The sequence below is a fragment of the Streptomyces marokkonensis genome (assembly GCF_008312835.1).
GTDB lineage: Bacteria > Actinomycetota > Actinomycetes > Streptomycetales > Streptomycetaceae > Streptomyces > Streptomyces marokkonensis_A.
Genome location: NZ_VSKS01000001.1, coordinates 202,442 through 215,605 on the forward strand (window position 1 = coordinate 202,442; position 13,164 = coordinate 215,605).

Below are 13,164 nucleotides of genomic sequence, written 5' to 3' on the forward strand. Positions count from 1 at the left end.
GGTCCCGGCGCGGGGGGAGGGGCCGGCCGCCCCGGCCGTACGCGGCACGGTGACGCCGGGCGGCGGCTGCCGGAAGCTGCAGGCGTCCGGCGAACACGCCGCCCGTGGTGCCGCGCAGACGCCTCCCGGTGCGCGTGCCGCGATGGCGGAGCGTGTCGTTATTGGGCTGAACGGGTGACCATGGGTAAGAATTGCCCGATGCAGACAGCCAGTGCGACAGGGGACGGAGCATGCCGGTGAGCAGCCACGATGTCACCGACGAACAGTGGGAGGGGCTCGCTCAGGTCGTTCCGTTGCGGGGCCGCGACGCGTGGCCGTCCGCGGTGGGGCACCGTGCCCTGCCCGAGGCCGAGACGGAGGCGCGGCGCCGCTTCGTCGTCCTGCGCGTGAACGTGTTCGCGGACGCCCGCGACGTCGCCGAGACGCTGATGTCCGGCATACCCGTGCTGCTGGACCTGACGGGCGCGGAGTCCGATGTCGCCAAGCGCGTCCTGGACTTCAGCACGGGCGTCGTGTTCGGCCTGGCCAGCGGGATGCACCGGGTCGACCGCAACGTCTTCCTCCTGACCCCGTCCGGCACGGAGGTCACGGGGCTCATGGAGGGGATGGGGGTTCCGGGGGCGTGAGCGGCCGCGCCGCTCGCGTCGCCCGTTCGTAGGAAGCCCGGTCAAGCGGAACGGTTCGCCCCGCTGCGGGCCCCTAGCGTCCCGCCCATGACCTCACCACCTCTTCCCCGCCCGGACACCACCGCCCCGGCACCCGCCGCTTCCGCGCACAGCGGCCGCCCGGGGCTGCCCCGGGTCACCGAGCTGCTGCTGTCCGCGTTCGCCGGGCACCGTGGCGTCGGACTGCCCCTCGGGCCGCTCACGCTGATCGCCGGGCCCAGCGGGAGCGGGAAGACCAGTGCGCTGCGGGCCTACGAGGCGCTCGCCCGGCTCGGTGGCGGGGCCGAACTGGGGGAGGCCTTCCCGGAGCCCGGCGCCTGTGTGCCGGAGCGGGCCCGCGCCGACGCCCAGCGGCGCCGCGGATTCCGCATCGGCTGTACCGCCGACGGCCCCGGGGGACCGGTCCGCCTGGAGGTCGCCGTCCAGGCCGAGCCCGAGCTGCGGATCGTGGGGGAGCGGCTGACGGCGGACGGGCAGGTCCTGCTGGAGACCGCGCTGCGCGACCCGCGCCGCCGCGCCGTGCAGGCCGCCTGGCACACGGCCGGGGCGGCCCCGGTGACCCGCGCCCCGCTGCCGGACGACCGGCTCGGCACCGCGCTGCTGCCGCTGCGCGTCGCCGGCAAGACGCCGGGTCAGCGCAGAGTGCTCGCCGCCGCCGAGCAGATGGTGGTCGCCCTGCGCTCCGTCTTCCCCTGCGACCCCCGTCCCGACCGGATGCGCGAGCCGGTGCCGGCCGGATCCGGCCGGCTGCTCGGCGGCTGCGGCAACCTCGCCGACGTGCTGTGGCGCACCCGCGCCGAGTGCGCCCGCCGGCACGCGCTCCTCGTCGAGGCGGTGCGCGCCGGATGCGCCGGGCCGGTCACCGACCTGCTCTCCGAGCCGTACGACGCCGGCCGCCTGGTCCGCGCCCTGCTCGACCGGGGCGACGGCACCCGCACCGAGCTGCGGCGGCTCGGCGACGGCGAGCTGCGGTACACGGCGCTCGCGCTGGTGCTGCTCACCGGCCCCGGCGTACTGGAGACCGACGTGCCCGGCGAGGTCCCGGCCGCGCTGCGCACCCTCACGGTCCTCGCCGACGGCCTGGACCGGTCCCTGGACCCCGGACAGCGCACGGAACTGCTCCGTCTGGCCGCGCGGATGTGCGCGCGCGGGCACATCCGCCTGGCCGGCGCGGTGAGCGACGCCTCCTGGGCCGCGGGAGTGCCCGGAGTGACGGTGGTACACCTGGACCGTGACTGATCCGCACGACGACGCGGCCGCGCGCCGCCCCCTCGACCTCGCCGGACTCCAGCGCCGGCTCGCCGACTTCGCCGCCGCGCGCGACTGGCAGCCGTACCACACCCCGAAGAACCTCGCCGCCGCGCTCAGCGTGGAGTCCTCCGAACTCCTCGAGATCTTCCAGTGGCTGACGCCCGAGGAGTCCGCCCGCGTCATGGACGACCCGGACACCGCGCACCGCGTCACCGACGAGGTCGCCGATGTCCTCGCCTATCTGCTCCAGCTGTGCGGGGTCCTCGATGTCGACCCGCTGGCAGCGCTCGCCGCCAAGATCGACCGGAACGAGCACAGGTTCCCGGCGGGGAAGCCGGACCGCGGGTCCCCGTGAAGGAGCATAAGGCTCCACTTTTACTCTCCGTGTTCGAAAACTCGACCCCGCTCGAATTGTTGTCCACAGATTTCGGTCTTCCTCTGGCTTTTTGTCTCACGCCCCCTCACTCTGGGTAGTGAACATGGGAGTTCAACGGATGCGGACGCGTGGGCAGCGCGTCGGACAGACGGGGGCAGCGCATGGACGCTGTGCGGCTCATCGTGACGAGCAGAAGGGCCCTGGCCGCGAGCAAGGGCGTGCCGGAGCAGCTGACCGAGGTCTGGCAGGCGCAGGCCCTGGCGCAGGCGATCGGCAGCAGGCTCGCGGTCGCCGGACCGCCCGAACTGCGCGGTGAGGCACTGGGACTGACCGAGCTCGCGGGCCGCGGCTGCGGTGTGCTGGGCACCCCGGAGCTCGCACCGGGTGAGCTGCGCGCGGCCCAGCTCACCGAACTGGGCGAGGCCCGCCAGTCCCTGATGTGTCTCGGCGGTCTGCTCGGCGAGGTCGGCATCGCCCTGGTCGGCATGGCCTGCTCCGCGGACGACGAGGCGACCTACTGGCAGTGCATGGAGGCCATCGACGCGGCGGACGAGTCCCGGGACCGGGTCCTGGAGATGCTCCGCAGACTGGCGGACCGCGACGCGGTCCTGACGGAGCGGGAGGCCGGATGAACCCACCGGCCTTCCCGCTCCGCAGGTTCAGCGGCCCTCGTTCCCGTCCTCGGCACCCGCGCCGTCGGCTCCACCGCCCCGTACCGGCCTCGCCGCCCGCAGATCCGCGCCCAGCGCCGACAGGTCCGCGTTCAGCGCCGCCATCAGCTCCTCCATCTGCCGCAACAGCCCCCTCGGCGGCCCCTCGGCCACCCCACCCCGCTGCGGCACGTTCTCCTGGGACATGACGGCCTCCCCGGCCCGTGGCCCCTGGCACCGCCGTCACCCCCCGGCCTGCCCGGCGGGCGGACGGCGGGCAGGCGGCGACAGGACCCGAGGACCGACACGGTGACACCCCGGCGCACACCGGCCGGCGCGCGAGCCGGGCGCTCCGGCTCCGCCCGAGCCAACGATCTTCACCGGGGCCGGTCGCACCGCACCACCGGCCCCGGCCGATTTCACCCGGCCGTGGCCCGTGGCACGCCGGAAGGGCGGGCGGAGCGGCCCCGGCCCGGAAGCGTGCAGGATGGAGACATGGATCTTCGCATCTTCACCGAGCCCCAGCAGGGGGCCACCTACGACACCTTGCTCACCGTCGCCAAGGCCACCGAGGATCTGGGCTTCGACGCCTTCTTCCGCTCCGACCACTACCTCAGCATGGGCTCCGTGGACGGCCTGCCCGGCCCCACCGACGCCTGGATCACCCTGGCCGGCCTCGCCCGCGAGACCCGGCGCATCCGGCTCGGCACCCTGATGACCGCCGGAACCTTCCGCCTCCCCGGCGTGCTCGCCATCCAGGTCGCCCAGGTCGACCAGATGTCCGGCGGCCGCATCGAACTGGGCCTCGGCGCGGGCTGGTTCGAGGAGGAGCACAAGGCCTACGGCATTCCCTTCCCCAAGGAGAAGTTCGCCCGCCTCGAGGAACAGCTGGAGATCGTCACCGGCCTGTGGGCCACCGAGCCCGGCAAGACCTTCGACCACCACGGCACCTACTACGACCTCACCAGGTCCCCCGCGCTCCCCAAGCCCGCCCAGGCCAAGGTGCCGGTGCTCATCGGCGGCCACGGAGCGATCCGCACCCCGCGCCTGGCCGCCCGGTACGCGGACGAGTTCAACATGCCCTTCGCCTCGGTGGAGGACACCGCGCGCCAGTTCGGGCGGGTCCGCGACGCCGCGCAGGAGGCCGGCCGCGACCCGGACGACCTCGTCTACTCCAACGCCCTCGTCGTCTGCGTGGGCAAGGACGACCAGGAGGTCGCCCGCCGGGCCGCCGCGATCGGCCGCGAGGCCGGCGAACTCAGGGCCAACGGCCTGGCGGGCTCCCCGGCCGAGGTCGTCGACAAGATCGGCCGCTACGCCTCGACCGGCTCCCGGCGCATCTACCTCCAGCTCCTCGACCTCTCCGACCTCGACCACCTGGAGCTGATCTCCTCCGAGGTCCAGTCGCAGCTGCCGTGACGCGCGCCCGGCGGGGGACCGCCTCCCGCCGGGGCGGCTCCCCGCCGCCGGCACCCCGAAATTCCCCAGACCCCGGGACGCCTTCGCTGTACGTTGACCGGACGCGCCGGAGTCCCGGTGCATACCCGCAGTTCACCAGGTGTTTCGAGGTGTGACCACCGTGTTCCTGACGATCAGTACCACCGGCTCCGCCGAGCGCCCGGCGACCGACCTCGGATTCCTGCTGCACAAGCATCCCGGGAAGGCGCAGGCGTTCTCCACGTCCTACGGCACGGCACACGTCCTCTACCCCGAGGCCGGCGCCGAGCGCTGCACTGCGGCGCTGCTGCTGGAGGTGGACGCGGTGGCACTGGTCAGGCGCGGCAAGGGCAGGGGCCGCGGCGGCGCCCCAGACGCCGCCCTCGCGCAGTACGTCAACGACCGCCCGTACGCGGCCTCCTCCCTGCTCGCCGTCGCGCTGAGCGGTGTCTTCTCCAGCGCGATGCGCGGCGTGTGCAACGCCCGCCCGGAGCTCCCGGACCGGCCGCGCCCGCTGCGCGTCGAGGTGCCCGCGCTGCCCGCGCGCGGCGGCCCCGAACTCGTCCGCCGGCTCTTCGAACCGCTCGGCTGGACGGTCACCGCCGAACCCGTCCCGCTGGACGCCGAGTTCCCGCAGTGGGGCCACTCGCGATACATACGCCTGGTCCTGGACGCAAACACGCTCACCCTCGCCCAGGCGCTGCGCCACCTCTACGTGCTGCTCCCCGTCCTCGACGACGCCAAGCACTACTGGGTCTCCTCCGACGAGGTCGACAAGCTGCTGCGGGCCGGCGAGGGCTGGCTGCCCGGACACCCGGAGCAGAAGCTGATCACCAGCCGGTACCTCTCCCGCCGCTGGTCGCTGACCCGGCAGGCATGGGAGCGGCTGGAGCTGGTCCGGCTGGCCGAGGCCGACGACAGCGAGGTCGAGGACATCGACAACGCCGTCGCGGCGGAGGCCGAGCAGGAGGAGAAGCCCACCCCGCTCGCCGCGCTGCGGCGGGACGCGATCCTCACCGCGCTCCGCGCCCGCGGCGCCGCCCGGGTGCTCGACCTCGGCTGCGGCCAGGGGCAGTTGGTCCAGGAGCTGCTCAGGGACCCGTCCTTCACCGAGATCGTGGGCGTCGACGTGTCGGTGCGGGCGCTCACCATCGCCTCCCGGCGGCTGAAGCTGGACCGCATGGGGGAGCGGCAGGCGGCGCGCGTGCAGCTCTTCCAGGGCTCCCTCGCGTACACCGACAAGCGGCTCGACGGTTACGACGCCGCCGTGCTCAGTGAGGTGATCGAACACCTCGACCCGCCCCGGCTGCCCGCCCTGGAGTACGCGGTGTTCGGCGCCGCCCGCCCCCGGACCGTCCTCGTGACCACCCCCAACGTCGAGTACAACGTGCGCTGGGAGAGCCTGCCGGCCGGCCACGTCCGGCACGGCGACCACCGCTTCGAGTGGACCCGTGAGGAGTTCCGCGCCTGGGCGCGGAAGGTGGCCGAACGTTATGGCTACGGCGTGGAGTTCGTACCCGTCGGGCCGGACGACCCCGAGGTCGGACCGCCCACCCAGATGGCCGTGTTCCAGGCCGGGACCGCGAAGGAGGCCGAGGCCGCATGACCAGCCGGACCACCCCCACGGCGCAGGGCCGCACCCTGCCCGTCACCGACCTCTCCCTCGTGGTGCTCATCGGCGCCTCCGGATCGGGCAAGTCCACCTTCGCCCGCCGGCACTTCAAGCCCACCGAGGTCATCTCCTCCGACTTCTGCCGCGGCCTCGTCGCCGACGACGAGAACGACCAGAGCGCGTCCCGTGACGCCTTCGACGTGCTGCACTACATCGCCGGCAAGCGCCTCGCCGCCGGCCGCCGCACCGTCGTCGACGCCACCAGCGTCCAGCAGGACGCCCGGCGGCAGTTGATCGACCTGGCCAAGCGGCACGACGTCCTGCCCGTCGCCATCGTGCTCGACGTGCCCGAGCAGGTGTGCGCCGAGCGCAACGCGGCCCGCACCGACCGCGCCGACATGCCGCGCCGGGTCATCCAGCGCCACACCCGTGAACTGCGCCGCTCACTGCGCCACCTGGAGCGCGAGGGCTTCCGCAGGGTGCACGTGCTGCGCGGCGTGGAGGAGATCGAGCACGCCACCGTCGTCACCGAGAAGCGGTTCAACGACCTCACCCACCTCACCGGCCCCTTCGACATCATCGGCGACATCCACGGCTGCTCCGCCGAACTCGAGGCCCTGCTCGGCAAGCTGGGCTACGACGACGGCGTCCACCCCGAGGGCCGTACCGCCGTCTTCGTCGGCGACCTCGTCGACCGCGGCCCGGACAGCCCCGGCGTGCTGCGCCGCGTGATGGCCATGGTGAAGTCGGGCGACGCGCTCTGCGTGCCCGGCAACCACGAGAACAAGTTCGGCCGCCACCTGCGCGGCCGCAACGTCCAGCACACCCACGGGCTCGCCGAGACCATCGAGCAGATGGAGAGCCAGAGCGAGGAGTTCCGCGCCGAGGTACGGCAGTTCATCGACGGTCTGGTCAGCCACTACGTCCTCGACGGCGGCAGGCTCGTGGTCTGCCACGCCGGTCTGCCGGAGAAGTACCACGGCCGCACCTCCGGCCGGGTCCGCAGCCACGCCCTGTACGGCGACACCACCGGCGAGACCGACGAGTTCGGCCTGCCCGTGCGCTACCCGTGGGCCGAGGACTACCGAGGCCGGGCTGCGGTCGTCTACGGCCACACCCCGGTCCCGGAGGCCACCTGGCTCAACAACACCATCTGCCTGGACACCGGCGCGGTGTTCGGCGGCAAGCTCACCGCGCTGCGCTGGCCGGAGCGGGAACTGGTCGACGTACCGGCGGAGCGGGTCTGGTACGAACCGGCCCGTCCGCTGCGCACCGAGGCACCCGGCGGCCACGAGGGGCGCCCGCTGGACCTGGCGGACGTGCGCGGCCGCCGCGTCGTCGAGACCCGGCACGCGGGCCGCGTCTCCGTCCGCGAGGAGAACGCCGCCGCGGCCCTGGAGGTCATGAGCCGCTTCGCGATCGACCCGCGCCTGCTGCCGTACCTCCCGCCGACCATGGCGCCCACGGCGACCTCGCACCTCGAGGCCCGCGGCCCGGCCGCTGCTGAACCCTTTCTGGAGCACCCGGTCGAGGCGTTCGCCCAGTACCGTCAGGACGGCGTCGCACGGGTCGTGTGCGAGGAGAAGCACATGGGCTCCCGCGCGGTCGCCCTGGTCTGCCGGGACGCCGACGCGGCCCGCAGGCGCTTCGGGGCGGAAGGTCCCACCGGATCCCTGTACACCCGCACCGGCCGCCCGTTCTTCGACGACGCCGCCGTCACGGAGGAGATCCTCGCCCGCCTGCGCACGGCCGTCGCCGAGGCCGGGCTCTGGGACGAACTCGACACGGACTGGCTGCTGCTGGACGCCGAGCTGATGCCGTGGTCGCTGAAGGCGTCCGGACTGCTGCGGTCCCAGTACGCCGCGGTCGGCGCCGCCTCCGGCGCGGTCTTCCCGGGCGCCCTGGCCGCTCTGGAGGGCGCGGCGGCCCGGGGCGTCGACGTGCGGGACCTGCTGGACCGGCAGCGCGAACGGGCCGACGACGCCTCGGCGTTCACCGCGGCGTACCGCCGCTACTGCTGGACCACCGACGGCCTGGACGGCGTACGCCTGGCGCCGTTCCAGCTCCTCGCCGTCCAGGGCCGCAGCCTCGCGGCCCTGCCCCACGACGAGCAGCTCGCCCTGATCGACCGCATGGTCGAGCACGACGCCACCGGTCTGCTGCAGACCACCCGGCGCCTCTACGTCGACACCGCCGACCCCGAGTCGGTGCGGGCCGGCGTCGACTGGTGGCTGGAGATGACCGGACGCGGCGGCGAGGGCATGGTCGTCAAGCCGGTCGGCGCCCTGGTCCGCGACCCGTCGGGCCGCCTGGTGCAGCCGGGCGTCAAGTGCCGTGGCCGCGAGTACCTGCGGATCATCTACGGCCCCGAGTACACCCGCCCGGAGAACCTGGCCCGCCTGCGCGGCCGCTCCCTGAACCACAAGCGCTCGCTCGCGGTCCGCGAGTACGCGCTCGGCCTGGAGGCCCTGGACCGCCTGTCCGAGGGCGAGCCGCTGTGGCGCGTCCACGAGCCGGTCTTCGCCGTACTGGCGCTGGAGTCCGAACCGGTGGACCCCCGCCTGTAGCGGACACGTCCCGCACCTGGTCCGTACGGGGCGTGCAGTCCACGCCCCGTACGGACCGGGCCGGGGTATGTCATACGTCCACCGCGCTGCGCCGCCTCGTCGTGCGTACCCTCCTGACCAGCGGCCGGCTCACCGAGGCCGGTCACGCCCTGGTCACCGGCCTCGCCCGCACCCTGGACACCTGGCTGCGCGAACCCGTCGCCCCGCCCGCCCGGGCCCGCACCGCCGCCGCCCCGCACCGCACGGAGTGGCGCCTGCGCAAGATCGCCCCACCGCCCCTGCCAGGACACGCCGCCTCCCCCGGCCCGGAAGGGCACTCCGTGCCACCCGGGGGCCCCGCCGCCGGCGCGTCCGCCGAGCCGGACGGCCTCCGTTTCCGGTCCGGCCGCGCCTCCTGGCCGGACGTCCGCACCCACGCCTTCGCCGTGCCGCCCGCCGAGCCGCGCACCGCGGACGAGTTCCTCGCCGTGGGGGACCCGGGGGCCGCCGTCAAGCGGTATGCCGAGGAGCTGGAACGGGAGCCCCGGGACCCGCATCCGCTCGCCGGACGGATCGTCGCCCGGGCGGCGCTGGAACCGGCCCGGGCGCCCGGCGGATGCCGGCCCGGCCGGAGCTGCTGCCGCCGGGGCCGAGCACCGGGTGACCGACGCGGGACCGCAGATCGGCCCGAGTGAGGGGTGAACGGGCGGCCGGGTGGTCAGGATGGAGGCATGACCTACCACGTCGACTCCGAGGCCGGTCGGCTGCGCCGCGTCATCCTGCACCGGCCCGATCTCGAGCTCAAAAGGCTCACCCCCAGCAACAAGGACGCCCTGCTCTTCGACGACGTGCTCTGGGTGCGCCGGGCGCGCGCCGAGCACGACGGATTCGCCGACGTCCTGCGCGACCGCGGCGTCACCGTCCACCTCTTCGGTGACCTGCTCTCCGAGACGCTCGCGCTCCCGGCGGCCCGCGCGCTCGTCCTGGACCGCGTCTTCGACGAGAAGGAGTACGGCCCGCTGGCCACGGACCACCTCCGCGCCGCGTTCGAGACGCTCCCGGCGCCCGAACTGGCCGAGGTGCTGGTCGGCGGGATGACCAAGCGGGAGTTCCTGGACGCCCACCCGGAGCCGACCTCCGTGCGCTTCCACGTGATGGAGCTCGACGACTTCCTGCTCCGCCCGCTGCCCAACCACCTCTTCACCCGCGACACCTCCGCCTGGATCTACGACGGCGTCTCCATCAACGCGATGCGCTGGCCCGCCCGGCAGCGCGAGACCGTGCACTTCGAGGTGATCTACCGGCACCACCCGCTGTTCCGCGGGGAGTCCTTCCACCTCTGGTCCGAGGGGCAGGCCGACTACCCGTCCACCATCGAGGGCGGGGACGTGCTGGTCATCGGCAACGGCGCGGTGCTCATCGGGATGAGCGAGCGCACCACCCCGCAGGCCGTGGAGATGCTCGCGCACAAACTTTTCGCGGCCGGCTCGGCCCGTACGATCGTGGCCCTCGACATGCCGAAGAGACGCGCCCTGATGCACCTCGACACCGTGATGACCATGGTCGACGGCGACACCTTCACCCAGTACGCGGGTCTCGGCATGCTCCGCTCGTACACCATCGAGCCCGGCGCGGACGACAAGGAGCTCAAGGTCACCGACCATCCGCCGGAGCACATGCACCGCGCGATCGCCGCCGCGCTCGGGCTCAGCGAGATCCGGGTGCTGACCGCGACCCAGGACGTCCACGCGGCCGAGCGCGAGCAGTGGGACGACGGCTGCAACGTGCTGGCCGTCGAACCGGGCGTCGTCGTCGCCTACGAACGCAACTCCACCACCAACACGCATCTGCGCAAGCAGGGCATCGAGGTGATAGAGATCCCCGGCAGCGAACTGGGCCGGGGCAGGGGCGGGCCGCGCTGCATGAGCTGTCCCGTAGAGCGAGACGCCGTATAGAAATACAAATCCTCGTATACACTTCCAAGGGTTCGTGTCCCTCGTCCCTGGAGCGTCCCATGGCGACTGTCCCGACCGCCCTCGCCGGCCGCCACTTCCTCAAGGAGGTGGACTTCACGGCGGAGGAGTTCCTCGGCCTGCTGGAGCTGGCCGCCGAGCTGAAGGCCGCCAAGCGGGCCGGGACCGAGCGCCGGTACCTGCGGGGCAGGAACATCGCGCTGATCTTCGAGAAGACCTCGACGCGCACGCGCTGCGCGTTCGAGGTCGCGGCCGCCGACCAGGGCGCCTCGACGACCTACCTCGATCCGTCGGGCTCGCAGATGGGCCACAAGGAGTCCGTGAGGGACACGGCCAGGGTGCTGGGCCGGATGTACGACGGCATCGAGTACCGCGGGGACAGCCAGGCCAAGGTGGAGGAGCTGGCGCGGTACGCCGGCGTTCCCGTCTACAACGGCCTCACCGACGACTGGCACCCCACCCAGATGCTCGCCGACGTCCTCACCATGACCGAGCGCAGCACCAAGCCGCTCACGGAGATCGCCTTCGCCTACCTCGGTGACGCCCGCTTCAACATGGGCAACTCCTACCTCGTCACCGCGGCCCTGCTGGGCATGGACGTGCGCATCGTCGCCCCGAAGACCTACTGGCCCGCCCAGGAGGTCGTCGACCGGGCCCGCGGGCTCGCCGCGTCCAGCGGGGCCCGCGTCACGCTCACCGAGGAGATCGCCGAGGGCGTCGCGGGCGCCGACTTCGTCGCCACGGACGTCTGGGTGTCCATGGGCGAGCCCAAGGAGGTCTGGGGCGAGCGGATCACCGCCCTCGCGCCGTACGCGGTGACCATGGACGTCCTGCGCGCCACCGGCAACCCGGACGTCGGGTTCCTGCACTGCCTGCCCGCCTTCCACGACCTCGGCACCGAGGTGGGCCGCGAGGTGTACGAGGCGCACGGCCTGGAGTCGCTGGAGGTGACCGACGAGGTGTTCGAGTCTGCGCACTCTCTGGTCTTCGACGAGGCGGAGAACCGCATGCACACGATCAAGGCGGTCCTGGTCGCCACCCTGGCCTGAAGCGGGTCGCCCCGGCCCCCTCAGAGCGGGCGCCGCTGACCCGGCAGCCGGAACCAGACCGCCTTGCCGGACTCGGTGGGGCGGTGGCCGCAGGACGAGCTCAGGGTGCGGATCAGCAGCAGTCCGCGCCCGTGCTCCTGCCAGGGGTCCGGCGCGCCGGACACCGGGCGGGTGAGGTCGCCGGGCGGCGCCGGGTCGGCGTCGTGCACCTCGACCTGGAAGCCGGTCGGCAGAAGCCGCACCACCAGCTCTATCGGGGCGCTCCCCGAGGTGTGCTCCACGGCGTTGGCCACCAGCTCCGCCGTCAGCAGCTCCGCCGTGTCGCTGTCGGCGGAGTGCTCCCGCTCGGCCAGCGCCGTGCGGACCAGCGCACGCGCCACGGGCACTGCCGCGGTGGTGTGCGGCAGCGCGACGCGCCAGGAGGTGGAAGCGGCGGGGGGTTCGTGCACAGCGGGTCCGTTCATGGAGCGGGTGCTCCTGCGTTCAACCGACAATGGTACGGCGCACCCGGTGCCGCCCTTCGAGGGGGCGGGCCCCGGAGCCTGTCCGGGCGCCGTCCGGGGCGTCCGGCCCCGGCAACGGGCGGCCTACCCACGCCGGTGCCGCGCCTCGCACGCCCGGTCCCACCGTTACCGGCATGTCGACGAGCCGTGACGGATGTGACGGCCCCCTCGAACGGCGTATCGCGCACCCATGACGACAGTCACCAAAGAGTGATAACTTCATGGTGCAGAGCTCAGTGAGCAGCGCAGCGCCGCCCGAGGAGGCCGCCCTCATGAGTCCCTTCACCGGCTCCGCCGCCCGCACCGCCCGCTGGGAGCATCTCCGCGTCGACCTGGCCGACGGCGTCGCCACGGTCACCCTCGCCCGCCCCGACAAGCTCAACGCGCTCACCTTCGGCGCCTACGCCGACCTGCGCGACCTGCTCGCCGAGCTGTCCCGGGAGCGGGCCGTACGGGCCCTGGTACTGGCCGGCGAGGGGCGCGGCTTCTGCTCCGGCGGCGATGTCGACGAGATCATCGGCGCGACCCTGTCGATGGACACCGCCCAGCTGCTGGACTTCAACCGGATGACCGGCCAGGTGGTGCGCGCCGTACGGGAGTGCCCCTTCCCGGTGATCGCCGCGGTGCACGGAGTCGCGGCGGGCGCCGGCGCCGTCCTCGCCCTGGCCGCCGACTTCCGGGTGGCCGATCCCAGCGCCCGCTTCGCCTTCCTCTTCACCCGGGTCGGCCTGTCGGGCGGCGACATGGGCGCCGCGTACCTGCTGCCGAGGGTCGTCGGCCTGGGCCACGCCACGCGGCTGCTGATGCTGGGCGATCCGGTGCGCGCACCGGAGGCCGAGCGGATCGGCCTGATCAGCGAGCTCACCGACGAGGGCCACGCCGACGAGGCGGCCCGGGCCCTGGCACGCCGGCTCGCCGGCGGTCCCGCCCTGGCCCACGCCCAGACCAAGGCCCTCCTCACGTCCGAACTGGACATGCCCCTGGCGGCGGCGGTGGAACTGGACGCGTCGACCCAGGCACTCCTGATGAACGGCGAGGACTACGCGGAGTTCCACGCGGCCTTCATGGAGAAGCGCTCCCCGAAGTGGCGGGGGAGGTAGCG

13 protein-coding genes are annotated in these 13,164 nt (G+C 73.4%); 11 read left to right on the top strand and 2 right to left on the bottom strand.

Annotated elements, in window-relative coordinates; translation table 11 throughout:
• Nucleotides 1–230: 230 nt before the first annotated feature.
• From F1615_RS00910 to F1615_RS00925, 4 genes are all read left to right on the top strand, one after another.
• Nucleotides 231–626 carry a cell division protein SepF gene (locus tag F1615_RS00910; protein WP_149546888.1) on the top strand — a complete coding sequence of 132 codons (396 nt, stop codon included), beginning with the start codon at nt 231–233 and terminating at the stop codon, nt 624–626.
• An 87-nt stretch (nt 627–713) separates the two neighbouring features.
• Nucleotides 714–1,904, top strand: coding sequence for an AAA family ATPase (locus F1615_RS00915; RefSeq protein WP_149546889.1), 1,191 nt, complete (start codon nt 714–716; stop codon nt 1,902–1,904).
• Nucleotides 1,897–2,271 (top strand): nucleotide pyrophosphohydrolase, encoded by a 375-nt coding sequence (locus tag F1615_RS00920; RefSeq protein ID WP_149546890.1) that lies wholly within the window; start codon nt 1,897–1,899, stop codon nt 2,269–2,271. Before F1615_RS00915 ends, F1615_RS00920 begins: the two co-directional genes overlap by 8 nt.
• Nucleotides 2,272–2,453: 182 nt before the next feature.
• Entirely contained in the window at nt 2,454–2,924 is a 471-nt protein-coding gene (locus F1615_RS00925) for a DUF6099 family protein (RefSeq protein WP_149546891.1), read from the top strand.
• Between the two features lie 27 nt (nt 2,925–2,951).
• Here F1615_RS00925 and F1615_RS00930 read toward each other — a convergent pair whose 3' ends face one another.
• Nucleotides 2,952–3,149: a hypothetical protein gene (locus tag F1615_RS00930; protein WP_149546892.1), complete on the bottom strand. Its 198-nt coding sequence runs from the start codon at nt 3,147–3,149 to the stop codon at nt 2,952–2,954.
• 288 nt (nt 3,150–3,437) lie between these two features.
• Here F1615_RS00930 and F1615_RS00935 point away from each other — a divergent pair, with 288 nt between their 5' ends.
• From F1615_RS00935 to argF, 6 genes are all read left to right on the top strand, one after another.
• Nucleotides 3,438–4,361 carry an LLM class F420-dependent oxidoreductase gene (locus tag F1615_RS00935; protein ID WP_149546893.1) on the top strand — a complete coding sequence of 308 codons (924 nt, stop codon included), beginning with the start codon at nt 3,438–3,440 and terminating at the stop codon, nt 4,359–4,361.
• Nucleotides 4,362–4,521: 160 nt separating this feature from the next.
• On the top strand, nt 4,522–5,985 hold the full coding sequence (locus tag F1615_RS00940) for a 3' terminal RNA ribose 2'-O-methyltransferase Hen1 (RefSeq protein WP_149547216.1): 1,464 nt from the start codon (nt 4,522–4,524) through the stop codon (nt 5,983–5,985).
• Complete coding sequence (locus F1615_RS00945) at nt 5,982–8,558, top strand: polynucleotide kinase-phosphatase (protein ID WP_149546894.1); 2,577 nt, start codon at nt 5,982–5,984, stop codon at nt 8,556–8,558. The genes F1615_RS00940 and F1615_RS00945 overlap by 4 nt, the downstream gene beginning before the upstream one ends.
• A 32-nt stretch (nt 8,559–8,590) precedes the next feature.
• A complete protein-coding gene (locus F1615_RS00950; protein WP_149546895.1) occupies nt 8,591–9,232 on the top strand; it encodes a hypothetical protein in 642 nt (213 codons plus the stop codon).
• Nucleotides 9,233–9,268: 36 nt separating this feature from the next.
• The gene (locus F1615_RS00955; RefSeq protein WP_167533617.1) at nt 9,269–10,492 is read left to right on the top strand and encodes an arginine deiminase; all 1,224 of its coding nucleotides are present in this window, start codon (nt 9,269–9,271) and stop codon (nt 10,490–10,492) included.
• A 59-nt stretch (nt 10,493–10,551) separates the two neighbouring features.
• Nucleotides 10,552–11,559: an ornithine carbamoyltransferase gene (gene argF, locus F1615_RS00960; RefSeq protein ID WP_149546897.1), complete on the top strand. Its 1,008-nt coding sequence runs from the start codon at nt 10,552–10,554 to the stop codon at nt 11,557–11,559.
• A gap of 20 nt (nt 11,560–11,579) precedes the next feature.
• Here the strand turns inward: argF and F1615_RS00965 are convergent, their stop codons facing one another.
• Nucleotides 11,580–12,023, bottom strand: coding sequence for an ATP-binding protein (locus F1615_RS00965; protein WP_167533618.1), 444 nt, complete (start codon nt 12,021–12,023; stop codon nt 11,580–11,582).
• A 311-nt stretch (nt 12,024–12,334) separates the two neighbouring features.
• Here F1615_RS00965 and F1615_RS00970 point away from each other — a divergent pair, with 311 nt between their 5' ends.
• A complete protein-coding gene (locus tag F1615_RS00970) occupies nt 12,335–13,162 on the top strand; it encodes an enoyl-CoA hydratase family protein (RefSeq protein ID WP_149546898.1) in 828 nt (275 codons plus the stop codon).
• Nucleotides 13,163–13,164: the final 2 nt, after the last annotated feature.